This is a genomic window from Pedobacter paludisoli (genome assembly GCF_052344095.1).
In the GTDB taxonomy this organism is placed as follows: domain Bacteria; phylum Bacteroidota; class Bacteroidia; order Sphingobacteriales; family Sphingobacteriaceae; genus Pedobacter.
Genome location: NZ_CP179926.1, coordinates 3,973,361 through 4,000,354, shown reverse-complemented (window position 1 = coordinate 4,000,354; position 26,994 = coordinate 3,973,361). Strand labels below are relative to the sequence as shown.

Genomic DNA, 26,994 nt, shown 5'->3' with positions numbered 1-26,994 from the left:
TTAGTTCAATTCAATTACAAATTTATCTAACGGCACACGTACTTTTTTCAAGTTTACTAACCAATCGCCTTCCGGATCTCTATAACCTAATGGCAATAAGGTAACGCTTTTTAAGCCTAATTTATCTAAGCCTAATAACTCATCTAATGCTGCTGCATTAAAGCCTTCCATTGGAGTTGCATCTACTTTTAACAAAGCTGCTTCAGCAATGGCCAATCCAAAAGCAATATACGCTTGACGTGCCGCATGGTTAAAATTTGCTTCGGCAGTTTGCGATAATAACATGCCCGATAGCGTATTTTTATAGGCCTCAGTAGCCGAATCAGGTAAACCACGCTCAGCGTTCATGCGTGCAAAAACTTCATCAATTCCTTCTTGGGTGTATTTATCTTGTGCTGCAAAAATCAATAAATGCGACGAATCGGCAATTTGAGATTGATTAAATGCAATTGGAACAATTTTTTCTTTTAATTCTTGGTTGGTTACAACAATTACTTTAAACGGTTGTAAACCTGAAGAAGTTGGGGCTAAGTGAGCCGCAGCAATAATTTTATCAACCTTTTCTTGTTCAACCGGTTGACCATTCATTTTTTTTACGGCATATCGCCAGTTAAGTGCTTCTATTAAACTCATAGTCTTGTTTCTAATGTTATGATACAAATATCTGCTTCCTCATGATAAGCCTCGTTGACTTATGGTAAGAAAACTGTAATTTGAAAATAATATTCTTTATTAATTTAACTTAAAATCTACCCGAATCGGAAAATGATCGGATAATTTAGCGGGGATGATTTTATAGTTTAAAACCGATAATTGTTTGGTAGAAGCAATGTAATCGATTTGAAAATTAGGGAATTTACCATTATATGTTTTACCAAACCCCGAGCCCTTTTCGATAAAGGAATTGTTTAATCCTGCTGTAATTTGTGTTACCACGTACGATGCAGGGGTATCGTTAAAATCTCCAGCAATAAAATACGGCAGCTTACATTGAGCCATTTCTGCTTTCATTTTATCCACCTGACTACTTCTACGCTCAAAAGCGTACTTCAACATGCGCAAAATACGTTTCATTCCGGTTACCTTGCCCGATTTCTTTTTGGTCAACTCATCAATAAACGCATAATCTTGCGACTGAAAACTAATCGACTGAAAATGGACATCATACACCCGAACCAACTTTCCATTAATTTCAACATCAGCATAAATACTCATGTTATCGCCAAAGCCATCAAACAAAACTTCTCCCTTATTTTTGATGGGATATTTCGAGAAAATTGCCAACCCGAAAGATTCGTATGAATTATCGTAAACCGGTCTATAATAAAAGTATTTTACGTTCAGTAATTTCTTTAAACTATCAATGGTATTGTATTTTCCTTTACTTCGGGTGAAGAATTCTTGAAAACAAATAATATCCGGATTTTCATTCTTTATAACCTCCAGCATCCCATCTTTAGCTGACAGCGAATTTTCTTCGCCAAACAACTTGAAACTATGCACATTGTAGGTCATTACGCGAATGGCTGTTTTTACTTTCTCTGCGGGTCCCGTATCACCTAGAAAGCCAAATGTAGCATGCAACACCTTGTAACCAACACCAATAACCACTAAGGTTACCAATGCGAAAACAACTTTTTTTCTAAAAATCCACCAAAAAAGAAAGCAACCGTTAAAAAGCAATAAAAACGGGTACGAAAGTCCCAAAAACGCAATCATAATGCTTTTCCGGGGATCTATTTGGCCGGCAACTGTGGCTAACAATAAAAGAATAGCAAATACAACCGCAAGTGGTAAAATGAGCTTATCAAAGAAGTTATACTTACGTTTTGCCATTATTCTTTACTTGCATTAAATAATTTATCTTTTTCTGCTTTTGTTAATTTATCATATCCCGAACTAGAAATCTTATCCAATATAGCATCAATTTCATGTTGTGCAACATTTTGAGTGGTTGTTTTCTTTGCAGGTTCCTCGTTGCGTACAACTTTTAATTTAGGCTTACGTTTGAACAGCTTAAATGTACTCCAATCGTTTCCATTTTGAAGACTTTTAATGTAGCAAAAACCTAAAACGGCACCTCCAATATGCGCAAAACTTCCACCTGCATTTACACTTCCGGTACCAATAATATCGATAATAAAAATAACCAGTGCAATGTATTTAATTTTCACCTCACCAATAAACATCAGCATAAGCGAATAGTTTGGAACCAAGGTTGCAGTAGCCACAATGATGGCCATTACCGCAGCCGATGAACCAATAACGGTAGCCCCAGCTAAGCCCCCCACAAAAGCAGGAAAAATATTTAAACAAGCAACATAAAATAGCGCGCCTGCCAAGCCGCCAGCTAAGTAAACGAAATGAAATTGTCTTGGTTTTAAAAAATTTAAAAAAATACTGCCAAACCAAAAAAGGCTCAGCATATTAAACAATAGATGAAAAAAATCTTCGTGAAAAAAGAAGTACGTAAAAGGTGTATAAAATCTTTCAAGCAAAAGAGAAATACCTGCCGGTAAGCCAAGGTATGCGCGTACAAAAGCAGTTAATTCAATCGCGTTCCCCGTTAAAAAGAACACAACAGAAGTTAGCGCTACCGCCAGAAAAATCAAGGTATTTACACCAATATAAAAATATAAGGGATTACCCGAGCGAAAAACTTTATAACTTAAATCCTTAAACAGCGTATTATTCATAGTACGTATAAAAAGTATCGTCCTTCTTCTTCCAAATTTTAACTAAAATAAACCCAATTAAAGCACCGCCCAAATGCGCATAATGTGCAACAGAATCGCCACTAAATTTAGCAATACCTAGCGATAATTCAATTAAAATATAAATGGGAATAATGTATTTAGCTTTAACCGGAACCGGGATAAACATAATAAGCAACTCAGCATTTGGGTACAACATACCAAAAGCAACCAAAAGCCCAAAAATGGCTCCCGAAGCTCCCAACATAGGCCCAAAATAAATATCGCCCAACAAAGATGCCTGATCAGCACTTTGTGGCCGAAAGGCTTCGATATCTCGAATCAAGTAACCTGCAGCATTATAAACCTCTACAGATTGTACAGCCCATTGTAATGCCAAAGCACCTAAACCTGTTACAAAATAGAAAATTAAAAATTTCTTTGCTCCCCATTTCGCCTCTAAAACACTCCCAAAACTGTACAATGCAAACATATTAAAGAGAATATGCAAATAATCTACCGGGCTATGCATAAACATATAAGTGATGGGTTGCCAAATTCTAAAATCGGGTGCGTTAAAATAATAAACCGCAAAAAACTTTACCAAAGGATAGCTTCCACCCTGATTAAACACCAAAGTAGCCAGAAAAAAAATAATATTGATAATCAACAAATTCTTAACTACGGGTGGGATATAAATATTTCTCATTTAGTTACTTTCTTATTTCTCAAATTTTCGGTCAAGTTCGTCTAATGTTATCGTTTGAATAACCGGTTTGCCGCTTACACCAAAATTAGGCGTTTTGCAGGCAAATAGCTCATCAATAAGCGTATTCATTTCTTCTTGTGCTAAAACTGTACCGGCTTTAATGGCGCTGTTTTTAGCTAAGCTACGCGCCAAACTATCGCGTTTGTTTAATTTTAATTCTTGTTGTGAGTTTTTAAACCCTTCAATTAATTGCTCAAAAAGTTGTGTTTCGTTTATGTTCGTACTTCCTAAATCAACTGGTACTCCTTCTACCACTAAGGTATTTTTACCAAACTCGCGCACATCAAAACCAAGGCTCTTGATATCATCCAACAAACTTTTTGCCAATTCAAAATCATTGGCATTTAAGGTTATGGTTTGCGGAAACAAACTTTGCTGCGAAGCTCCTTTACGATCTTCCAAATGCATCAAAAAACGCTCATACAAAATGCGTTCGTGCGCCATTTGCTGGTCGATAACCATTAAACCCGATTTAATTTGAGAAACAATGTACCGATTATGCAGTTGCATATATTGTTTCTTAACCGTTTCTAAAGCAGTATCATCGGCATAAAAAGAAGTCTGCTCAACAACGGGTTGCTGCGTAATATCATATAAGGAACCCCAATTCTTCGCGCTGGGTTGTGCTTCGTAATTCCGAGAAGAAGAACCATACCCCGATGTAGAGGTTTTATCTGTAGCAAAAGGATTAAAATCTGGATTAAAATTAATGCTTGGCGGCACAATATCTTCCACAGCTTTAGGCGAAATCATGTTACTAAACCCTGTTTCTTGGTCAAAATCGAGGGTTGGTGCAATGTTATATCGACCAATTGAACGTTTCACAGCCGATTTTAAAATAGCATAAATCGATTTCTCATCTACATATTTGATCTCCGTTTTTGTCGGATGCACGTTCACATCAATGTTTGCCGGGTCAATTTCAATAAATAACACATACAAAGGAAAACTATCATCCGGCAATAAATCTTCAAAAGCTGAGCTTACTGCATGATTCAAATAGGCATCCTTAATAAAACGATTATTCACAAAGAAAAACTGCTCACCACGTGTTTTCTTGGCAAACGCCGGCTTTCCAATGTATCCATTAAGTGTAATGATCGATGTTTCCTCCTCAACAGGCACCAATCGTTCATTATAATTATTACCAAATAAGTGTACGATACGTTGTTTCAATTTCCCCTTTGGCAAATTAAAAATCTCGGTACCATCGTGGTGTAAACTAAACGCAATGGCTGGATGTGCCATAGCCACCCGCTGAAACTCATCCATAATGTGGCGCATTTCAACCGGATTACTTTTCAAAAAATTACGACGGGCCGGAACATTATAAAACAAATTTTTAACCAAAATTTGCGTTCCCGGTGGCGTGGCAATAGGCTCTTGCGAAACAACCGTCGAACCTTCAATCGTTACACACGTACCAATTTCATCTTCATGACGGCGCGTTTTCATCTCCACTTGTGCAATCGCTGCTATCGAAGCCATAGCTTCACCACGAAAACCCATGGTACGAATCGCAAATAAATCTTCCGCCTTTTTAACCTTCGAAGTAGCATGTCGTTCAAAACACATCCGCGCATCCGTCACGCTCATGCCGCAGCCATTATCAATAATTTGAATCAGCCCTTTTCCGGCATCCTTAATTACCAATTGAATTTTATCTGCACCCGCATCAATTGAATTTTCAAGCAATTCTTTTACAGCAGAAGCCGGTCTTTGAACCACCTCTCCGGCCGCAATTTGATTGGCAACAGCATCGGGTAATAAGTTAATTATATCAGTCATTTATACAGGAAAAGTGAATTCGCTAAATTAGGCAATTTTAGACGTTTTTACCCGAAACAAGCACAAAGTTTTACACAATTGCCACAGATATACCCCCATTCAATCAAGCAAAATACGTCCTTAAAGCCAATAACCCAGAAGCTAATACCCTTATAAAGAAAACATACAGATTTAGAAAAGCAACTGCAGTAATGCTTGGAAAATTTCTTCCCGCTTTTGTTTCAAGCTTTTTATCAAAACCATTGTAACCCAAAATTTGTTAAATAAAAAGGCTTTACACGCAATCGGGTTTAGACCACTAAGGCAGTGCCATTGGCCAAAGAAAACAAGCAAAAACAGCAAACAACTATGCTCCTACAGCGCAATTTTGCAAGGCTACACAATCAAATTCCTTGGAATTACCTATACTTGTCTATACCAAAAGTTAAAACCACATAAAGGCCTTAAAACCTATCTGAATAAATAAAAAACATGAAACAACATAAATTACTCGGCCTTTTAACACTAGGCTTATTCAATATCGCTAGCTTAACCGCTTGTGCACAAGACCATGCCATCAACGAAAAAAAATTAGAAATAGCAGAAGCCATCACCCACACTACGGTTTTACTCAACAACCAAAAAGAACTGATTCCGCTTAAAACCCTCGATAAAAGGGCGATTGCTTCCGTAAATTTGAACTTTGCCTATCAAGCAGCCTTTGACAGTCTTGCCAATAAATACACGAAAATAAACTCATTTAGCGCTAGCAACTATGCGGATAAAGCTACTTTAGACGATTTAGAAGACGATTTAAAATACTTCAACACCATCCTCATCAGCATTGATCAGCAAAATTTAAGCAACCCAAAATTCACAGCTTTTATTAATAACATCAGCAAAACAAAAGATGTAGTTGTGGCCTACTTTGGAAATGGAAATGCTTTAAGCGCTTTCGACAATATTAGTAGCCCTATTGTATTTACCCAACAAAACAATGTCGATGCGGCCATGATTATGCCTCAATATATTTTTGGCGGAATTGCAGCAAGCAATAAACTTGTGGCTACTTTTTCTGGAAAATACACCACTTCATCGGGTTTTTCAACACAAGTCACGCGATTAAAATATACGGTACCTGAAGATGCCGGAATTAACGCCAACAAACTGGCAGAAATTGATGCCATTGCTGCCGAAGCCATTGCAAAACGGGCAACACCAGGTTTAGTTGTATTGGTAGCAAAAGATGGTAAAGTCATTTTTAACAAAGCCTACGGAACCCATACCTACGACACGAATGTTCCCGATAAAGTAACGGATATTTTCGACTTGGCGTCAGTAACCAAGGTTACAGCCACCACACCAGCCATTATGCGCCTTTATGAACAAGGAAAATTAAACCTCGACACCACTGTTTCAGCATATATCCCGAAAGCACGCAACACGCCCATGGCCAACATTCACGTACGCGAAGTCATGCTCCATCAAGCAGGCTTTATTCCGTATATTCCTTTTCACGATTATGTAAAAACAGGCGATTATAGCCGCGATTCATCTGCTGCATTCCCAACCAAAGTTGCCGACAATTATTACATCAAAAAAGGATTTTTCAAAGATTTCATGTGGCCAAAAATGCTCAATTCGCCTATCAAAACGCGCGGTTCTTATGTATACAGCGATATCAGTATGTATGTAATGAAAGATATTGCTGAGCAGATTAGCGAAGAACCTTTAAACCAATATACCGCCGAAAATTTTTATCAACCCTTGGGGATGCAAACAGCTGGATTTTTACCAAGAAATCGTTTCAAACCTGAACAAATCATCCCAACCGAAAACGACACCTATTTCCGTAAAACCCTTTTAGTTGGCTATGTACACGACCAAGGTGCGGCCCTCGCTGGTGGAATATCCGGTCACGCGGGCTTATTTGCAAGTGCCAACGATTTAGCCATCATATACCAAATGTTGCTAAACCGCGGTACATACGGAGGTGAGGAGTATTTCAAACCAACAACCGTTAATTTGTTTACAACCAAACAATCGAATGTAAGCCGCCGAGGTTTAGGCTTCGATCGTTGGGATCCGGATACCTCAAAGCACTATCCATCTGAGCTGGCTTCTTCTCAAACCTATGGCCATACGGGCTATACCGGAACCTGTGTTTGGGTAGACCCATCACGCGGATTGGTGTATATTTTCTTATCGAACCGGGTGAACCCAACGGTAAGTGATAAACTATCGACCTTGAAAATTAGAGGTCGTATTCAAGACGTTGTAAACAAAGCAATAGATGATTCGAAGAACTAATGACGTTCTCCTCAGATGCATCTAGCATACACGCCGATTCCTGAAATTTTTAATTACAAAAGCAAAAAAGCCATTAAAAGACGATTCTTTTAATGGCTTTTTTTATGCGTAGGACTGAAAAAATTACATTTTCAATCCAATTTCTCTTAATCGTTCATCCAAATATTCACCAGCAGTCATGTCGCTATACAATTTTGGGTGTTCAGCATCAATGGTTGATGGCAAGCTTGTTAAATCCATGTTGCTACGTGGATGCAAGAAAAACGGCACCGAAAAACGAGAGGTTTTCATTAACTCGCGTGGTGGATTTACCACTCTATGCGTGGTTGAACGAAGTTTATTGTTGGTTAATCGTTGCAACATATCGCCTACATTTACCACAATATCTGTATGATGTGCTTTAATTGGCAACCATTCATTGCTACGCGTTAACACTTCTAAACCATCGGCACTTGCACCAATTAACAAGGTAATCAAATTAATATCCTCATGAGCTCCAGCACGAACCGCATCATCTGGAATCGACTCAGGATTTTCAATTGGGAAATAATGAATCCCTCTTAAAATAGAGTTCCCGTTGTGCACATGCTTATCAAAATAATCGATGGGTAAATTCAAGTATGTCGCAATAGCACGCAACAAATGCGTTCCATTTTCTTCTAGTTTCTTATAAATTCCTCCGGTTACAACATTAAACTCAGGCAGTTCTTCTAGCACTTCATTATCCGGATATTCATTTTTAACCGGGTCGCCATCCGTAACCTCTTGTCCAATTTGCCAAAACTCTTTTAAATCTGGCGTTTTTGCACCTTTAGCGGTTTCTTTACCTGCACTGGTATACCCTCTTTGACCTGCCAATTCGGGTTTTTCGTATTTCCGCTTGATTTCTAAAGGCAACGCAAAGGCCGCTTGAATGTTTTCATAAAGCCTATCAATCATTTCCTGACTTAAGCCGTGGTTGGTAATGGTTACAAAACCCGAATCATTAAATGCACGTCCCAATTCATCTGAAAACTTTTTGCGCTCTTCTTCAGTCCCGTGAATATACGAGCCTAAGTCTAAACATGGAATATACGGTGTAGACATAATTTCTATTTTTAGTTGTTTCTACGAAATTAAAAAAGAATTGTTAACAACCTTGCAAATAGCAAAAAAAATCAAATCAAATAACTAATTACAAACACGTTAAGTTATCAACAGTAACTTACTATTTCAAAAATACAAAAGATAACATGCATCCGTTTTTAGCGTTACATGATGAATCAGATGTTATTCTATAAAACCAATTCAACGAATTTTTCGTATACTTATAAGCAGGAAGGCTTGTTTGCGGATAATAAGCAAACTTCACATAATTAAGCAAAAAGCATTTCCAACTAATAGAACACACATGAAAAAGATCATTTTAATTTTCCTATTTGCTTTCAGTTTAAACTTCGTTCATGCGCAAGAAAAAAAGACAGAAAAGGCCAACTTTGGAATGGGTTGTTTTTGGTGTACAGAAGCAATTTTCGAAAAACTGAAAGGCGTCATATCGGTTAAATCGGGCTATGAAGGTGGCAAACTAGCCAATCCAAGCTACGAGGAAGTTTGTAGTGGCTTAACGGGGCATGCCGAAACAACCGAGATAACCTTTAATCCTTCAATGATTTCTTACAGCGATTTATTGGAAGTGTTTTGGAAAAGCCACGATCCAACTACGTTAAATCGCCAGGGAGCGGATACCGGAACACAATACCGCTCGATTATTTTCTACAACAGTAACGAACAAAAAGTTTTAGCCGAGAAGTATAAAAATGAACTTAACAAAACCAATGCGTTTGGCAAAAAAGTGGTAACAGCAATTGAGCCTGCACAGAAATTTTATCCAGCAGAGAATTACCACCAAAACTACTATCAAAATAACGCTGATGCTCCGTACTGCCGTTTAGTTATATTGCCCAAACTCGATAAGCTCGAAAAAGTGTTTAAGAATAAGCTAAAAAATTAAGTCTGCGTTTTAACCTAGTTAATTAAAAGGGGTCTTACAATCTTTTCCCAAATCGCATAACCATCTGGGTTGAGATGTAAGCGGTCAGAAACAAAAAGTTCAGGCCGCATTTTTCCTTCTTTTGTTAACATAAGTGGATACACATCGATAAACCGCATGTTCTGTTGTGTAGCGATAAACTCCTTAATCAACCGATTCGATGCAAGGGCCTTTTCCTGAAACTGCGCTCTGCTTGGACTAGGCTTTATGGAAATATAATCGATGGGCACCTTTGGTAGCTTTAAGCGGATGGCCTTTATCAAATTTATCGTTCTATTTAACACGGTATCTGCGGTCGTATGATCATCCGTCAAATCATTTTCACCAACATACAGCACAATTTGTTTTGGATGATAGGGAAAAACAACGTCGTTTAAATAAAAGGTGATGTCATTTATAACCGCTCCTCCAATACCACGGTTGAGCGCATTGTACTCTGCAAATAGCTGCGTCAAATTATCCCATTTCCAAATAGAAGAGCTCCCTACAAAAAGTACCGGATTTGCAGGTGGTTTATACATTTGATCATACGCTTTAATTACTTGCACATCGTCCCAGAAACGGGGTTTTGATTGCGAAAAAGCAACCGAATGAACCAACAAAAAAAAGGCTAAGGCAAACAGGTATTTTTTCATCTATTGCTAAAACGTATTTTTATTTCAAGTATTTTTCATCGAGGAAATCAATTAAGTAACTCACTTCTGCAGTAAATTCTTTTTCCAAATCATTTATTTCACCATCCTCCAACGATCCTAGTTGATCTAAAGAAGTTGAAATTTTTGCTAAACGAAGCAATCCGGCAGACACAGCCGTACCATACAACTTATGTCCTAATAGGTTAATTTCAGCTAAATCTTTGTCTTCTATCCCTTTTTCCAACACCACCAAAGCCTCTTTCAATTGCGATATAGTTAATTGAATAATGAGCTTCATTTTGTCGGAATTCATGTTGTAGTAGCTTCCTAAACGTTTCTCATCAAAATGCACCAATTCTGTCGTTTCTGCTTGCACTTTTTCTGCCGCCTTACTATTCTCAATAAAAGGTAACCATTTATTAAGTGAGAGATTAATGGTCTCTTCTAAAATTGGCTTGGTAATAAAATCGTTCATCCCGGCATCGAGACACTTTTCACGTTCACCTAAAACGTTCCCCGCTGTAATGGCTATAATGACCGTATTCTTATCACCTTCCACTTTTCTGATTTGTCTTGTTGCTTCGTATCCATTCATTATCGGCATTTGAATATCCATATAAATCAAATCGGGCTGTACGCGCAGATACATTTCTAAGGCTTCTTTACCATCCTTGCACTCAAAAATTAAATCTCCAGGCAACATTCTTTCGACCAATGTTTTAGTTAAATAACGATTTACCTCATTATCTTCCACAATCATTATTTTGTAGGGATTCATTTTCGTGATGACTGGAACATCAATCTTTTGTTCAGCTTTCGCGACGATTTCCGGTTCATATACACGGGCCAGTGCACGGTATAAATCGGGCATTTTTATCGGTTTTACCAAACGACAACTAACCTGCAGTTCTTGACATTCCTTAATCAAAGTTCCATCATCTGATGAACTATGTAATAACAAAATGGGATATTTCTCTGCATCTTGAAAAAAGCTCTGTCTAATTTTCCGAATGGTTTCTAAACCATCCATATACGGCATGTGATAGTCCATTAAAATAGCATTGTAATCCCTGCCTTCTGCTAAAAATTGTAAGGCTTCAAATCCGTTTTTAGCCTCATCAACCTGAATATTCTTGAGCTTTAAAATATCTTTCAGAATTAATCGGTTGTTGTCGTTATCATCCACAACCAACACATTCTTTATTTCACTAATATCTTCGAATTCTGGTTGTTCTCCATGCTCACATTTAAAGCGAACATCGAAATAAAAAGTACTCCCTTCATCCACTTTACTTTTTAAGCGGAGGCCACTATCCATTAAACGAAGCATTTTATTGGAAATGGTTAACCCCAAACCGGTACCGCCATACTTTTTGGTGGTAGAAGAATCTTCTTGTGCAAAAGCTTCAAATATTTTCTCTTGCTTACTTGGCTTAATTCCAATTCCTGTATCGCGAATACTAAAACGCATCAAGCATTCGTCGTTCTTTTGTTCTAAAGCATCAATTCGTAATTCAATTTCGCCTTCAGCAGTAAACTTAGCAGCATTTCCGAGCAAATTAATGAGGATTTGCTTTAACCGAACACTATCAGCCCAAATAAACCGAGGTAAATCTGGCGATATATTGAGCAACATCTCCAACTTTTTTGTTTGGATTTGATAGGTTGTAATGTCGGAAGCTTGATAAGCCAGTTCAAATAAATCACATTTCTCAATATCGAGTTCGAACTTGCCCGCTTCTATTTTTGAAAAATCTAGAATATCGTTAATGATATTCAGCAAAGAATTAGCTGATTGATGAACAATGGTTAAATATTGATTTTGCGTTTCATTTAATTCTGTTTTCAGCAGCAAATCGGTAAAGCCAATTACCCCATTTAAAGGCGTTCTAATTTCATGACTCATGTTGGCCAAAAATTCCGATTTAGCCAAATTTGCTTGATCGGCCTGAAGTTTAGCCAAGGTTAATTCTTCGCGATGCGCGATAATTTGATCAATATTTTGGGTATAAATCATAATACCCCCAATTTCATTTTCATCCTGAAACCATGGACGCATCTCCCAAGTTAAATAGATTTTTTCGCCGGTGTATCTATTTTCAAGTTCCTCTTCTTCTTTACGCTCAACATGACCTTTTAATACTTTTTGATGCAGGGCTTTCCGTGCGTCGTTTACCACCGGAAAAAAGTCGTAATGTGATTTACCCAACATATCTACGCCTTCTAGCCCATAGTCAGACATCCATTTGCGGCTAACCGCAATGTAATTCATTTGTTTATCCAACATGGCTACTGCTGCTGGCGTGTGTTCAATAAAAGCCAATAACCGCGCTCTTTCTGCCGCTAGCGCTTTCTCGGCTACAATGGTTTTGCTGCGATCAGTTGCTACCGCCAAGTAGCCGATAGGCTCTCCTTTTTCATCCCGAATAACAGCCCCATTCACTGACATAATCAGTTCTTCACCATTCTTCTTTAAAAATTTCCAATATTTTTTAGGGTATACTTTATTGCAATACAAAATGAATATTTCAAAACCTTGTACTGGCCTACCCAATACAGCGCTCAATTGCGCGCTGTATTCTGCTAAATCCTTTTTCTCATGAAATCTTTCTGGCGTTTCTTTTCCAATCATTTCCTCGCAATCAAAGCCTAAAGCTTCTTCTGCTCCTTTATTAAACAAGGTGATTACACCATTTACATCTGTAGCAATAATACAAACTTCGCGTGCGGCATTTAATACATTGCTAAATAATTGACGCGATTCTTCCAGGGCAATTTCATCCCGCTTATACTTATCGATATCTTGAAAGGTACCAAACAAACGATTACATACACCATTTTTATATTCCACATTTCCTAAGGCACGTACCCACACATCGTTTCCTTGTGTATTTACAATTTGTACCTCAAGGTTCCAAGGCGTACCGTGTTTCATACCCAATTCAACGGCATTTTTAATTTTATCCCGGCTCTCTCCTTCCTTATAAAAATCAATTCCGGTTTTTAAATCAGGTACAAAATCTTGACCAACACCATGAATTTCTTTGGTCATATCCGTCCAATAGACTTTATCATTCACGATATCTACTTCCCAGCCTCCCACACGCGCAACCTCATTGGTTTGTTCTAAAATTTTACGAACATAAGCCAAATCTGATTGCAGCTCATGCTGCTCAGTAATATCCACAGCATTCCCAATCACGTACACCTCCCCATCCACATCACGTTCTAAAACATTCGAATACATCCAAAACCTTACTTTACCACTTTTAGTCAGGGTAATCATCTGCCCTTTTAAGCTTCCACTTTCTTGAATATCAATCAAATATTGTCTGAGTAGTTCATGGCGTTCCTGCGGCACAACATCAAATAAACTGGCATTATCTAACTCAGCCTTCGAATATTCTAAAATACGGGCACCGGCTTCGTTTACAGCAATAAAATTTCCATTTAAATCGTGGGTACACTTTAAGCCTTGCGAATTTTCAAAAAAGGTCTTAAACTTTCGTTCGCTGTTAATTAATTGACGATGCTGCTCCAATTGCTTTGTAATATCTCTACCAATTGAAAAGATATTTTTTGTGGATTCTTCAATGGTAGCCACCCAATGCATCTCTCGATATTCTCCCGATTTGGTTCTAAAGCGATTTGAAAATTGAACGCCTTTGCCATCTTTTATTAATTGATTAATTTTTTCTTCAGTAAATGCAACATCGTCTGGATGAATGTATTTAAGAAAGGGTGAATCTGTCACACCTCGCTTTTCCCAGCCCAAAACCCGCTCAAAACTTGGATTTATTTTTTTAAAAACCCCATTTACACCAGACACAAAAATTATGTCATCTGAAAGTTCAAACAATTTCGCAAAGTTGCGGTATTCCTCACGGTCTCGTCGCTCAACAATTAATACTACTACCTCTTCGGCTAATAGCTTCAATGCTTTTTTTTGATCCTTAGTTAGCACTTTTGGGGCATCGTCAATCACACACAACGAGCCCAATGCATATCCTTTTGGATCAATTAACGGATACCCGGCATAAAATCGGATATTCGGATCTCCTGTTACTAATTCATTATCCTTAAATCGCTTATCCAGTTGGGCATCCTCCACCTCCATTATCGCATCCTTTTGAATGGTATAATTACAAAATGACACATCCCGAGATGTTTCGTCTACATCCAATCCTTTTTTTGATTTAAACCATTGTCGGTCTTTATCAACTAACGAGATTAAGGAGATTTTTACGCCGCAAATTAAAGATGCAAGGTCTGTTATTCTATCAAAATCCCTTTCACTTAACGAATCTAATACGTCATAGCTCTTTAAAGCTGCAAGTCTTTCTACTTCGTTGTTTTTCATCTACTTGTCTTAAATTGTGTGAATGCTGTATTTACTCTTTCATAATTGAATGTCGCGCGGATCAACTCATAACTCATAATAACACGCTAAAAATTTGGTTAAAAAGTATCTGCAATTCATTTACAAGATAAGCAAAAAACAAAAAGGTTGACACATTCACTGCATCAACCTTTAAAATAATTTCACATTTATTTTTATTCTTACAAAACCTCGTTTAACCCATCCGCTAATCGCTTAACCTTAAGCAAATTAGCATGCGAACCATGTTCCTTATCAAATTTCATCTCGAAAAACCCTAAGGCCAACTCAACATTAAACGTACTGTTTCCTGGTAAATCGAACTGCGTAGAAGGATTTCGTTTAAAGGAAACCGCTGTTTTAAGGGCTTTATTCAAATATGCGCGTACCTTTTGCGTTTTATCTACCGGAAATTTTGCCTCAAAGCGATAGATATTTTCATTTTCGTAAACCGAAATCGATTGATTGTGTTGACCGCTTTCTGTGCAAGCGAAGCAGAACATACAAAAAGTAAGCAAAAATGTAACTCCTATTTTTTTCATAAAAAGATTAGTGGTTTTGTTCTTCCTCCGGATGATTAACTATATACGCACATTTCAATCCATTTTCAGTCATAATCCAGGTACTAAAATTAGCATCTTTGCCTTCTTTTTCTTCACATTCCCAGCACCAGATATTATCCATATACCGATACAAGTCTCTCTTCAATACAATCTTGGTCCCAATTGGAACATATAACTGTATTTTCATTTCTTGATCTCGCCATAAACTGGTCTCATTTACTTTAAAAAATGAATTAAAAGAAATTAACGAATCTTTTACATCATATACATAGCTTATGGATTGTGCATTTTGCAAAGCGTTTTCAAAGGTTTTACCATGCGATTGACGATGTTCCACAACCCGCACCTTATTATCTAGACTTTTCTCTATCGCGATGCGCACTCTATAGGGATTTACAAAAGGGCCATCCTGATCCAAATCTTCAACCACCACACTATTTTTAAACAATTGCTTATCTATTTTAAACTTCAAGCTATCTTCGGGATTAAAAAATCGCTTTTTATCTAAATCAAGTACGTATTCAGGATAGTTATGCAAATTGATTGTTTGCGTGATTTCAGCGTGTTGCTTAAAGCCACTCAATACCCTTGAAACGTAATACCCACCAAAACAAACACCTATTAACCAAACAATTAACAAAGCAAAAGATAGTGTTTTATTAATAGCCTGCCGATTAAAAGCAACACGGATAGAAAACAATACCAAGGCCAAAAGCGGAATGAAGATGATAACCAAAGCAGCCCATAAAATAGCTGTACGATGCCCTTCCTCTACCATGCTAAATGGCAAAGTACTGTAAATTCCTTCGTCTGAAAAGCCCATGAGAAATCCAAAACTTAGGATTAAAGCCAAGAGAAAAAAACAACCGAAAAAAATGATGCATCCAGCTATTATTTTAAAAATCACTTTGCCAGTCCCCGACAAAAAACGACCCAACCACTCAAAGAATTCAGCCAAAAAATTACCGAAATGCCCAAATAATGATGATGAACTTTTTTTGGCCATCTGCAAATTTTCCAACTCTTGATCTAAATTTTTCTGAAATCCTTGCAGGTTAGCGGGCTCACCTTTCATCTCCATACGTTCGACTCGAGAATTTGCTTGCGGCATAATAATCCAAAGGATCAGGTAGATAAACAAGCCGGATCCCCCGAAGAAAGTCAATAAAATCATCAAAAGACGAACCCATTTGGCTTCTATATCAAAGTAGTGTCCAATACCACTACACACACCCGAAATTGCCCGATTATTCATGTCGCGATATAATTTTTTTGGCACCGAAAATTGAGCAGGTTCTTCTACAGGAGCTTCTCTCCCCTCTTCCAATTCGGTATCAAAATCTTGCACGCGCCCCATTTGCAAAATTACGGCCTGCACATCCGCAGCACCTACAACTTGTTTCTTTTGGGTCAGAAGCTGTTCATTTAATAGTTCAGCAATTCTGTTTTCGATATCGGTTACAATTTCCAAATCATCGGCATGGTTGGCAAAGTAATGCTTTACCTCATTTAAGTATGCTTTTAAAAGTTCGTAGGCACTTTCTTCAATGTGAATGATGGTATTGCCTATGTTTATAATGATGGTCTTTTCCATTTCAGTGTATTACTAATTATGAACTGATTCCTGTTTGCGAAACATTCACCGCGTAGGCCAATTCTTGCCAAGTTTGATTAAGTTGCGATAAAATACTCCTTCCATCATCGGTAAGGGTATAATATTTACGAGGGGGACCTGAAGTAGACTCTACCCAGTTATAGCTTAACAATCCATTATTTTTAAGCCTAGTTAACAATGGATATAAGGTGCCTTCCACCACCAATAGCTTCGCCGTTCTTAATTCGGCAATGATATCGGATGCGTAAATCTCACCACGTGAAATGATGGATAAAACACAATATTCCAGAATCCCTTTCCGCATTTGCGTTTGCGTATTTTCTGCTATCATATTACAAAGATATATGTTTTACTATGTACTATGCAATACAAAGTACTATAAAAACAAAAATAAATTTTACAACTAACTGATAATCAACAACAAAAATTTATACAAAAAAATATTCGCAAATTAAAATCCACTAAAAGGAAGTGAAAGCAGAGAAAAAGAATCTGTATTTACCCAAAAAAGAAACATTAATTTAACAATAGTTTTACAGTCTTTATTGCCAGACACATAATTTTACAAGTGTTTGATTTCCAATACAGTTAATTGACAAACTTTTACGTAAATTCGTATATAAAACCTTAAAAATATTTAAAAATGAAAGTTATCCACATTTAAACATTTTTTAACCGATTTGGCTTAAGATTTGTATACGTTAAGTAACCTATAAAAACCCTTCCCTATGATTATTAAATTAGATAGACCAAGCCTTCGTTTAAGCCATGCGAAGTTGGTAAGAGAAAAAAAAGTTGCCAAACCACTTACCAAGGAAGCTTGGGTAATAGCTGATAGAGTTGTTATTTCTGTTCTATTCGGTGCTGCGATCGCGGGCGCAATTTTCTTAAATTAGCGAAAAACTTACCTGGCTTTCTCATACACCAGCGCCTGTATAAAGTCGCCATAAAAGGATTGCGACTGTCGAGCAATGTATTTCGCTTCTTGAAAATAAGGAGCCATATTCAGAAGACTAGTCGCTTCTACATGTGAGAAAACTTTGAAAAAAGAATACATCAGCTTTAACAAGCTCAATTTCCACCATTTTCCTTTTTTACTGAGATTAAAATCGACAAACAGCCATAATCCTTTTTTATTAAGCATTTTATCAAGCTTCCAGAAAACGAAAGATGCTTTTTCTGCTTTAAAATTATCAAACAAAAAAGGGGTTAAAACAACATCAAAAGACGCATCCGAATCAACATCTTCAATTGCTTGATTCACAAAATCAACTTTGAGGGATGTTAGGTTCCTTTTTTTCGAAATTTCAATCATCTTTTCGGAGATTTCAACATACACTATACGCAAATCTTGAAGTGATTTTTTAGCTATTTCTTCTAAAATCCAACCCGTTCCTCCACCCACAATTAAAATCCGATTTCCAGAAGACAGGTAGTTCAATTGACGGATTTGAGCTTCCCGCTGCGACCGAAAAAACACTACGCTACTGAGTGAGTCATAAAAACCTGCTACCTTATCGTAATTATTTTTTCTGTTCGCTTGCATACCTGATAAATTATCGCACAAATTGCATCCCAATTATCCCGCAAATAGCTTTAAATAAAATAAGTCCATCGATTACCATCAAATAGTATAGCACATTTTTTCGCTTATGCATGGAATAGGCTACATACAAAGTCAACATGAACGGCAGCACATTAAAAAAGACCTGCAGTGCTCCAAACCCTTTGAAATACGCAAAAACAAATAACGAACACAAACCAATCAGAATTAAAGGAATAAGTATGGAAAAGATGGTAGCACGCAAACCATACCGAACCACAAAGGTTCGCAGGTGTTTATTGGCATCCGTTGGATAATCCTTAATATCAAAAATGATTGCATTTACCGTACAAAACATCCAGTTTTTAATAAAGAGCCATGTCCACATTACCGAATCGTGATACCCGATTCCCGTTTCGATTTTGAGCATAATTAAAGGCAACACATTGGCGCAACATGCCCAAACAAAACCAATCACAAAGGCCTTTAGCCAACCGGTATTCCGTAAATTAAAATCAAAAATTGATTTTGGCACCAGACCATAATAAAATATTCCAGCGATAAGAATAATAAGAATAGCCAACCAATATGGCGCGGGTAAACGTAAAATGTGCTCAAAATTGACCACAAAAAGCCGTAAAGCCAAAACCATACAAATACTAAATAAAATGATTTGACTTAGCGTGATAAACTTTTTATGCTTAAAATACCAATTTGTGCGTGGATTTGAATTGGAGGGCTTGGTCGAAACCCGATTGTAAGCGAAGGTATAATATACTGTTGGTGCAAGAAACAAGAGCAAAAAATAATTGATTGAATTATAGGGCAAGCGCAATTGCTGAGTGGCTTCGATGGTTAAAGCTACCGCAAGAAGGCCAACAAAGTAGTTGCCAAAAAAAACAAAACGGATTACCTTCTGCAGCATGGAATTTATTTTACATTGGCAATTTCGGATATAAATTCAAGAAATTTAAACTTCCATCCAATTAAAGCATACCTACTCGTTTAATTATCCTTTACACCTCCTTCATATTACTTTAAACGCACTTTCAGTACCGTAAATGAATAAGGCGGCAACTGCAGAGAATCTTTCATGTTCGTCGTAGAAAACACTGGACAAACTACCCTTTCGGCCGGATTTCCACTTAATACCGTTTTAGCAACAGCAGCTTTGCTTAAATCCAAATCCTCAAAAACGAGTTCCGTATTTACATTGACTGGCAATAAATTCACCAATTTGACATAGATTTCATTGCGCTGCGTGTTACGAACAATAGAAACACCTATACGCTTAGAAATGTCATCCCGATCGTTTGATACTGTTAAATTAACAGGAATATACCGATCACCCGCATGGGTACCGTACAATTGTTGAACATAATATCCTGTAGTTGGTTTTACCTCCGCATTATTAAAATAAATTAAATCCGGATTCCATTGGGTATGACCTTCATTTGCGATGAGCGGTGCGTAAGAAGCCATTTCTACCACGTCTCCATTTCTTTCAAGCGAGGTTAAATATAAGGCTTCTGCAAGAGCTGTTTCTAGATTTGTTTTATTTCCTCCCGATAAACTTGCCGCATACTCACCAAGATAAACCTTAGACTTTGAGCGATCGTATTGATCATAATACTGTTGGTTATTTATAAACCATCCAGGAGATTGATAATAATGCTCATCAATTACCGGCACTTTTAAATCGCTGGCAATTTTCCATCCTTCTTCATAATCTGTACCTTCAAAAAACGGACCTGCAGTACCTATAATTGTAATTTCGGGATGTTTTTCTTGCAAGGCTTTATATATCATCGTAAAGCGTTCTTTAAAAACATGCGTAATCTGGTCTTCATTACCAATACCGATATATTTTAGATTAAAAGGCTTGGGATGCCCGGCCTCTGCTCTTTTTTTTCCCCAGGTAGTATTAACTGATCCATTTGCATATTCTACCAAATCTACAATATCCTGAATGTATTGGTCCATTTCACCCATGGGTATCCCCCCTTGCTGTCCGCCGCCACCGGTACCCGAATTTTGACAAGGCACACCCGCCGCTACTACTGGTACAGGTGCAGCACCAATGTCTTCACAAAATTGAAAATACTCGAAATACCCTAAACCCATGGTTTGATGATATCCCCATAAATTACGATCGGGTTTTCGCGATTCTAAAGGTCCGATGGAATTTTTCCATTTATAAATGTTTTCTATTCCATCGCCATGCGCAACACAGCCTCCCGGAAAACGAACAAATTTTGGCTGAATAGCAGCAATAGTATTTGCTAAATCATTTCTCAATCCATTTTTGCGTCCCTTAAAGGTATTTTGAGGGAAAAGAGATACCATATCAAAAGCATATTTACCTGGATGTAGCATCTTGATTTCCAATCGGGCATTTTTGGAATCGACGGAAGCTTTTAAAGTCCCCTTTATAGCTTTCCATCCTCCCGAGGTTTTCAATCGTGTGCTTGCCAAAACTTTTTGATTATTATCTACAAGAAAAACTTCAAAATCAGCACTAGAAGCTGATAGGGTTTTTACAAATGCCGAAAAATTATACGTTTCATCTTTTTTAACCAGGATATTGTCGAAGCCGTTGTTTACCAATGAAGCTCCTCCTTCTTGAACATCTAAAACTGCGTAATGCGCATTATTTGGATGAATTGGTCCAATGCTATCCACGCGTAACACAGCCTTTCCATTTACCGACCATGCATAAGTATTAGTCCAGTTTATATCCCTAAATAATTTATCAGAAGGGCGGTACTCAAAATCTCTGTTTTGAATCAACTCGGCGTACAATCCACCATCAGCGGCATAGTTGATGTCTTCAAAAAACACGCCCGTTAGCATATTACTAATATTTTTTGCTCGATTTGGCTGAGCTGTAATATTCAAATCAACGTCTTTTAATCCAGCAAAGCGATTTACATCTTCTTTAGTCGTTTCACGATTTTGCATGGCTTTATATTGTTGCCCTTCATAAACTTTTTGCAAATCACGAATCACCGACCAAGGTACACGATGCGACTGACCAATGGTTTTTCCATTTAATTCGGCTGCTTGACTTTGATTCTGGTAGGCGTCTATTGAAACTTGAACCGATTTTGAATACGTAATGAAATCGCTCGTTCTAACTTGAAAATACTTTCCATCCACATCTGTGTAAATAATAGCATAATCATTTTTATTAGCATCAAACGTGATAATTGGTTTTAACACATTTTTCCCTAAAACAACGTAAGGGTAATGCTGTGGCCCCCAGGCAATCAGGTTCTTAGACGTTGCGACAGCAAACTGATTGGTTCTATCGTTTAAGCTCCATACACATACCCACTCATTTTTATTCCCTTTAATGAGATAGGGTGTAATCATTTTCTTTTCAGAGCCCCAGCGTCCATAATCGCTCTTTAAAAAAATATTTCCTTTACCTATTGGTGTCCAATTTTTGTTATCGGTGCTCCAGGCAAAACATAGTCCATTGGTGTTGTACGAAAACAAATATGCAGAATCAGGCTCATTAATAATTTTAGTATGCTTAGCAAAGAGCGTGAAAGGAGCGATTAAAAAAAATAGGATCGGTAGAGAGGTGCGTAGATTAAACATGTTACGGTGGCTTAATTAATGTAAGATTAAAACTGCATTTCTAATTTCCAATTTTGAGCAAGCTTGTTCGCTTCTTTCTTTGTTAAATGAATTACTGCTCCATGTTTTGGCGATGAAAAATTGGTCGATTTCATAACTCCTTCATTAAAACGACCCAAATTCGTAAAGTTTTTAAAATCGCTGGTTTCACTAAACCCAAAATTATGTGGATTAATGCGATAGATATCATAAATGAGTATCCATTTATTTTCTCCGATTAGTTTATATACGGTTGGGGCTTCACATCCTTTATCTTCCGGATCATACCATTTATCATCGTATTGATAATCGCTGTTAATTTTTGTTGAAACTACTTGTTTCACTCCCGAAGTACCATCGTGCGGCACATAAAATAAGTGATATTGATTTCCTACTTTGGTGATATCGGCATCGATGTACGACACATTCTTGGGATAGCTGAACAAAAGTTTTGGAGCTGTTTCTAAGCGCGTGAAATCCTTATTCATATAAGAATAGTACACCTTATCAAGTCCTTTACCAAAACGCATGGTAAAATATATCATCATTTTCTTTTGGTCTTCATCATAAATCAATTCTGGTGCCCAAGCACAACCAATATCGGCTAATTCCGGAAAAGATTTATCTACCCGCAACACGCTGTGTGTCCAATTAATGAGGTCTTTAGATTTCATTAAAACCAAGCCTCTGTTGTTCCCCCAACCGTATTGATTCCCGTCGCGTTCCCATTCTGTATCGCGATAGCCCTGTTTTTGGGCATATATATGCAAATCGGTTAACGCCATGTAGAACATACCATCTGGTCCCCGGCAAATGTATGGATCGCGAATGCCTTTTTGTTCTGCAATTGTATCACCCGCAATAATCGGTTTAGCTTTATTTACATCGGTAAAGCTTCGACCATCTTTACTCAATGCCATATAAAGTCCATGCGTATCGTCTTTGAAATACACCATCAAATAAGCTGACATATCTTTTTCTTTGGGTAATTTAGTGCTTTTTTGTGCCATTATGCCTGTCGAAAAAATCACCAAGACCACGATACAAATAATAAATTTATAGGAATTCATTTTTTTCTATTGATTTGGTTAGTGTGTGAAGAACCAAAAATAAATAATAATCGTCATACAAAAGATTATAAATCAGCGATAAACTTTTAATTCTTTCCTAGACAAAATTTTGAGTCTCTCCGCAATCAAATTTGGGTATTAATTTTCCGATGATGGACGTTGCTAGACTAAATACCAACGACAGAATACTTGATTTTCTTTTTTGAGCATTGCTTAACGATTTAGACATGGGTAAGAAAAAATCATTTGAAAAGCCCGCTTTTTAAAACAATTAAAAGAATATTACGGTGAAATTTGGAAATCGAATTCGTTCGATAAGAAAAAAATGGGCATAAAAAAAGGGAAAATCTTTGGATTATCCCTTTTAAGTGGAAAATGAGGGATTCGAACCCCCGACCCCCTCGGTGTAAACGAGGTGCTCTGAACCAGCTGAGCTAATTTTCCAATATTTCAAATTAAATCACAAAGTGATTGGTGGAAAATGAGGGATTCGAACCCCCGACCCCCTCGGTGTAAACGAGGTGCTCTGAACCAGCTGAGCTAATTTTCCAATATTTTTTTAGTAGACTATCCAATCTAACCACCCCTCTTGCGTTTGGGAATGCAAATATAGCGCTATAAAATTGTTCTGCAAATCTTTTTTTACTTTTTTTAACTTAAAAGTGTTTCTAAAATTTTGTGCGACTGTACTTCGCCAAAGGAAGCAGTATGCAACGCGTAGAAAACCAATATCTTATCTAAAAGATACCGTCGCTCCGCATTCGTAAACTTTAGCTCAACTAATTTTTCAATTGGGATCGTAAAAAGCGAAATAAAGTTCGTTGCATCAGTTAATTCTAGATAATTTGCATGAATTGGGCGACGCGAAACAAATTCTCCTTCATGTAAATCAAAGAAATCTTGATCATTTCTTCGATTACAATTTGGCGCGAAACCTAAAAATCGGCTCAACTTTAACAGAAAAGATAAATGAAAATTAGGATGAAAATCTTCACATTCATCAAACCAAGCTATTGCATTAAAAATATAATTGAACAAACCTTCATCTGTTGATTGCTGGCGAATGCTTTTATACAAAACTTCATTTAAAAAAATAACGATGCTACTTTTTAACACATCGTATGGAATAGAGGTAAAAACTGGGGTTGTCCGCAACTCAGCAATCCTTTGAATGGCAGTATTTGCTTTATGATAAACTACCATATCCAGCAAATGCAAGGATTGAAGCATGTTCATCTTAATTTTAGCCTTCGGTTTTTTTACACCATTTATCAAATAAGACTGCATCCCAAACTTATCTGTAAACACTTGAACAATTACGCTACTCTCGCTATAATTGGTTGTTTTTAATACAATCCCTCTGACTTTATGTAGCATCGCGTTCAAAACATTTTTCTCCAAAAATAGTTTATTTTACAAATTTTAATAAAGAAAAGCCTTCATCAATACTAAATAAGATTAGTTTTGCCTTTAAATAATTAACAACACAACTATGTGGATCACACTATCAAAATTTATCCTAAAAAATCGAATTAGCATTATTGTATTCTTTCTTTTAGGAACTATTTTCATGGCTTGGCAAGCAAAAAATGTTAAGCTATCATACACAGGGAGTAAAATATTACCCTTAACCGATAGTGCTTTTATCAAGTACAGTGCTTTCAGAAAGACTTTTGGCGAGGACGGAAATATCATGGTAGTGGGTATTCAAAGCCCAGAAATTTTCAAAAAAGAAACCTATAACCAATGGGTTAATCTTACCAACGATATCCAAAAAATTAAGGGAATTAAACAAGTATTGTCCATCGGACGAATTTTTCAGTTAGAGAAAGATACACTCAATCAGAAGTTTATTTTAAAACCTATTCCAGGTGGTCCGGTTAACGATGATGCGAGAATGGACTCCATTAAAACAACGTTACTAAACACGCCATTTTTTGAAGGATTAGTCTTTAACAAACAGAATGCTACCTTGATGGCCATTACATTTGATAGCAAGATTTTAAACTCTGTAAAACGAAATCCTATCCTTCAACAAATTGAAGAAAAAGTAGCCACTTTTGAAAAAAACACAAAAATTGAAACCCACGTTTCTGGTCTTCCATATATCCGAACAGCAGTAAGTAAATTAGTAAGCAACGAATTTGTCCTTTTTCTTGGCTTATCTATTTTAGTTTCAGCCCTGATTCTCCTGATATTTTTCAGAAAATTCTATGCCGTTTTCTTTCCTATTTTGGTGGTGATTATGGGCGTTATATGGAGTATTGGCACCTTAGTTTTATTTGGATACGAACTGACCATTTTAACCGGGCTCATCCCACCACTTATTGTAATCATTGGTATTCCTAACAGTATTTTATTACTCAACAAATATCAAAACGAACTAAGAAAACATCAAGATAAAGAAAAGGCATTAAGCGTAACCATCGAAAGAATTGCCGTTACCACCCTAATTGCTAACATTACTGCGGCCATTGGTTTTGGCGTATTATACTTTACCGGAAGTGAATTACTGATGCAATTTGGCAGTGTGGCATCCATTAACGTAATGGTAACCTGGTTAATGTGCTTATGCTTGGTACCGATCATTTTCAGCTATTTACCGGCTCCTAAATTAAAAACGCAAACCCATTTAGAGGAAGGCTTTTTACATAAGTTATTGGTGAAAACCGATCATCTTGTACAGCACGAAAGCAGCCTCATTTATTTGGCAACCCTCATTATTTCTGTTATCGCATTCGTAGGTGTGTTGCGCATTAATGTAAATGGCTATGTAGTAGATGACCTCCCTAAAAACTCTGAAATTTTAACCGACTTAAAATTTTTTGAAAAGAATTTTGAAGGCATTTTGCCTTTAGAGGTAAGCGTAGATACGAAAAGAAAAAATGGTGTGTTCAATTTAACCAATCTGAAGCGGATTGAGAAAATGGAAAAAATGATTGCATCTTATCCAGAGTTTTCTCGCCCTATTTCCGTAAACATGGGTTTAAAATACGCCACGCAGGCCTTTTACAACAATGACACTACTTTTTTCCGTCTTCCAGACAACATGGAGAAAAATTTCATTTTAGCGTACATCGCGAATGGCGGCAAAGGAAATGCGAGTTTATTAACCAATTTTGTTACCAAAGATAATCAAAGCACACGCATCAGTTTTCAAATGGCAGATGTAGGTTCTAAACGTTTAGATGCCATTATCGCCGAATTAAAACCTCGTATCGATAGCATTTTGCCTCCAGCAAAATTCAATGTGGAGCTTACCGGATCGAGTATTATTTTTTCGAAAGGTACCGATTACATGTTAGAGCATTTGGTTGAAAGTATTGCACTCGCGATTGTTCTCATCTCGTTATTACGTTTAGCGCAATTCAAGAGCTTAGGAATTATGTTTGTTTCATTGCTTCCTAATGTGGTACCCTTAATTATTACAGCTGGTATCATGGGTTATTTTGGCATCCCGCTAAAACCCTCAACCATTTTGATTTTCACCATTGCCTTTGGTTTAGCATCCGATCAAACCATCTATTTTTTAACACGCTACCAGCAAGAATTAAATCTAACAAACTTTGGTGTAACCAAGGTTATAACTGATACAATCACTGAAACGGGCGTTAGCATGACTCACATTGCCTTAATTTTATTCTTTGGCTTTGGTATCTTCACGGCTTCAACCTTTGGAGGAACGGTAGTACTTGGTCTACTGCTTTCCATTACCTTATTGGTGGCTCTAGTATTTAATTTAACCTTATTACCGGCTTTGGTTTTATGGTTAGACAAGAAAAAAATTCGCAAAGTGATTTCAGATGAAGAATCATTGCGAAATGCACAAGAATTTGATCATTAATGTACCTTCAAACCCATAAGGTTTTAAAAACCTTATGGGTTTAGTTATTTAGTAGCCTCAAATTTTTGAAACCTTATAGGTTTAATATCTTTTAGTATCTTCACTAAAAATTGCCATGAAATATCTAGCCAAATTTCATCCCGACAATTTTTAT

Annotated in this window: 20 protein-coding genes and 2 tRNA genes; 4 read left to right on the top strand and 18 right to left on the bottom strand. The window is 37.0% G+C overall.

Annotation, left to right across the window (positions count from 1 at the left end; genetic code table 11):
• From ACJVDK_RS16460 to mutL, 5 genes are all read right to left on the bottom strand, one after another.
• Entirely contained in the window at positions 1 to 633 is a 633-nt protein-coding gene (locus tag ACJVDK_RS16460) for a nitroreductase family protein (RefSeq protein WP_443937755.1), read from the bottom strand.
• Between the two features lie 99 nt (positions 634 to 732).
• Positions 733 to 1,836 (bottom strand): endonuclease/exonuclease/phosphatase family protein, encoded by a 1,104-nt coding sequence (locus ACJVDK_RS16455; protein ID WP_443937754.1) that lies wholly within the window; start codon positions 1,834 to 1,836, stop codon positions 733 to 735.
• Complete coding sequence (locus tag ACJVDK_RS16450) at positions 1,836 to 2,696, bottom strand: rhomboid family intramembrane serine protease (RefSeq protein WP_443937753.1); 861 nt, start codon at positions 2,694 to 2,696, stop codon at positions 1,836 to 1,838. The genes ACJVDK_RS16455 and ACJVDK_RS16450 overlap by 1 nt, the downstream gene beginning before the upstream one ends.
• Positions 2,689 to 3,402, bottom strand: a complete 714-nt coding sequence (locus ACJVDK_RS16445; protein ID WP_443937752.1) for a rhomboid family intramembrane serine protease — start codon at positions 3,400 to 3,402, stop codon at positions 2,689 to 2,691. Before ACJVDK_RS16445 ends, ACJVDK_RS16450 begins: the two co-directional genes overlap by 8 nt.
• Before the next feature lie 12 nt (positions 3,403 to 3,414).
• Positions 3,415 to 5,250: a DNA mismatch repair endonuclease MutL gene (gene mutL, locus ACJVDK_RS16440; protein ID WP_443937751.1), complete on the bottom strand. Its 1,836-nt coding sequence runs from the start codon at positions 5,248 to 5,250 to the stop codon at positions 3,415 to 3,417.
• Positions 5,251 to 5,721: 471 nt separating this feature from the next.
• Here mutL and ACJVDK_RS16435 point away from each other — a divergent pair, with 471 nt between their 5' ends.
• Positions 5,722 to 7,539, top strand: a complete 1,818-nt coding sequence (locus tag ACJVDK_RS16435) for a serine hydrolase domain-containing protein (protein ID WP_443937750.1) — start codon at positions 5,722 to 5,724, stop codon at positions 7,537 to 7,539.
• 123 nt (positions 7,540 to 7,662) lie between these two features.
• Here ACJVDK_RS16435 and ACJVDK_RS16430 read toward each other — a convergent pair whose 3' ends face one another.
• Entirely contained in the window at positions 7,663 to 8,625 is a 963-nt protein-coding gene (locus tag ACJVDK_RS16430; RefSeq protein ID WP_443937749.1) for an isopenicillin N synthase family dioxygenase, read from the bottom strand.
• 304 nt (positions 8,626 to 8,929) lie between these two features.
• On the opposite strand from ACJVDK_RS16430, the gene msrA reads away from it, so the two are divergent.
• On the top strand, positions 8,930 to 9,529 hold the full coding sequence (msrA, locus tag ACJVDK_RS16425; protein WP_443937748.1) for a peptide-methionine (S)-S-oxide reductase MsrA: 600 nt from the start codon (positions 8,930 to 8,932) through the stop codon (positions 9,527 to 9,529).
• 14 nt (positions 9,530 to 9,543) lie between these two features.
• Here msrA and ACJVDK_RS16420 read toward each other — a convergent pair whose 3' ends face one another.
• The 5 genes from ACJVDK_RS16420 to ACJVDK_RS16400 form a co-directional block, all read right to left on the bottom strand.
• The gene (locus tag ACJVDK_RS16420; RefSeq protein WP_443937747.1) at positions 9,544 to 10,203 is read right to left on the bottom strand and encodes a GDSL-type esterase/lipase family protein; all 660 of its coding nucleotides are present in this window, start codon (positions 10,201 to 10,203) and stop codon (positions 9,544 to 9,546) included.
• 19 nt (positions 10,204 to 10,222) lie between these two features.
• Complete coding sequence (locus ACJVDK_RS16415; protein ID WP_443937746.1) at positions 10,223 to 14,563, bottom strand: PAS domain S-box protein; 4,341 nt, start codon at positions 14,561 to 14,563, stop codon at positions 10,223 to 10,225.
• Between the two features lie 200 nt (positions 14,564 to 14,763).
• Positions 14,764 to 15,123, bottom strand: a complete 360-nt coding sequence (locus ACJVDK_RS16410; RefSeq protein ID WP_443937745.1) for a hypothetical protein — start codon at positions 15,121 to 15,123, stop codon at positions 14,764 to 14,766.
• A 7-nt stretch (positions 15,124 to 15,130) separates the two neighbouring features.
• A complete protein-coding gene (locus ACJVDK_RS16405; protein ID WP_443937744.1) occupies positions 15,131 to 16,738 on the bottom strand; it encodes a PspC domain-containing protein in 1,608 nt (535 codons plus the stop codon).
• Positions 16,739 to 16,754: 16 nt separating this feature from the next.
• The gene (locus tag ACJVDK_RS16400; protein WP_443937743.1) at positions 16,755 to 17,090 is read right to left on the bottom strand and encodes a PadR family transcriptional regulator; all 336 of its coding nucleotides are present in this window, start codon (positions 17,088 to 17,090) and stop codon (positions 16,755 to 16,757) included.
• Between the two features lie 397 nt (positions 17,091 to 17,487).
• Here ACJVDK_RS16400 and ACJVDK_RS16395 point away from each other — a divergent pair, with 397 nt between their 5' ends.
• Positions 17,488 to 17,655 carry a hypothetical protein gene (locus ACJVDK_RS16395; protein WP_443937742.1) on the top strand — a complete coding sequence of 56 codons (168 nt, stop codon included), beginning with the start codon at positions 17,488 to 17,490 and terminating at the stop codon, positions 17,653 to 17,655.
• A gap of 8 nt (positions 17,656 to 17,663) precedes the next feature.
• On the opposite strand, the gene ACJVDK_RS16390 is transcribed toward ACJVDK_RS16395, so the two are convergent.
• The 7 genes from ACJVDK_RS16390 to recO all read right to left on the bottom strand — a co-directional run bounded on the left by ACJVDK_RS16390 (position 17,664) and on the right by recO (position 24,373).
• On the bottom strand, positions 17,664 to 18,305 hold the full coding sequence (locus ACJVDK_RS16390; RefSeq protein WP_443937741.1) for a class I SAM-dependent methyltransferase: 642 nt from the start codon (positions 18,303 to 18,305) through the stop codon (positions 17,664 to 17,666).
• 10 nt (positions 18,306 to 18,315) lie between these two features.
• The gene (locus ACJVDK_RS16385; protein WP_443937740.1) at positions 18,316 to 19,227 is read right to left on the bottom strand and encodes a hypothetical protein; all 912 of its coding nucleotides are present in this window, start codon (positions 19,225 to 19,227) and stop codon (positions 18,316 to 18,318) included.
• Between the two features lie 107 nt (positions 19,228 to 19,334).
• Positions 19,335 to 21,908, bottom strand: coding sequence for an alpha-L-arabinofuranosidase C-terminal domain-containing protein (locus ACJVDK_RS16380; protein WP_443937739.1), 2,574 nt, complete (start codon positions 21,906 to 21,908; stop codon positions 19,335 to 19,337).
• A 26-nt stretch (positions 21,909 to 21,934) separates the two neighbouring features.
• Positions 21,935 to 22,936: a glycoside hydrolase family 43 protein gene (locus ACJVDK_RS16375; RefSeq protein ID WP_443937738.1), complete on the bottom strand. Its 1,002-nt coding sequence runs from the start codon at positions 22,934 to 22,936 to the stop codon at positions 21,935 to 21,937.
• A 429-nt stretch (positions 22,937 to 23,365) separates the two neighbouring features.
• A tRNA-Val gene (locus ACJVDK_RS16370) sits at positions 23,366 to 23,440 on the bottom strand.
• 28 nt (positions 23,441 to 23,468) lie between these two features.
• A tRNA-Val gene (locus ACJVDK_RS16365) sits at positions 23,469 to 23,546 on the bottom strand.
• 101 nt (positions 23,547 to 23,647) lie between these two features.
• Positions 23,648 to 24,373 carry a DNA repair protein RecO gene (gene recO / locus ACJVDK_RS16360; protein WP_443937737.1) on the bottom strand — a complete coding sequence of 242 codons (726 nt, stop codon included), beginning with the start codon at positions 24,371 to 24,373 and terminating at the stop codon, positions 23,648 to 23,650.
• Between the two features lie 115 nt (positions 24,374 to 24,488).
• Between recO and ACJVDK_RS16355 the strand changes: the two genes are divergently transcribed.
• Positions 24,489 to 26,840, top strand: a complete 2,352-nt coding sequence (locus tag ACJVDK_RS16355; protein ID WP_443937736.1) for an efflux RND transporter permease subunit — start codon at positions 24,489 to 24,491, stop codon at positions 26,838 to 26,840.
• Positions 26,841 to 26,994 lie beyond the last annotated feature (154 nt).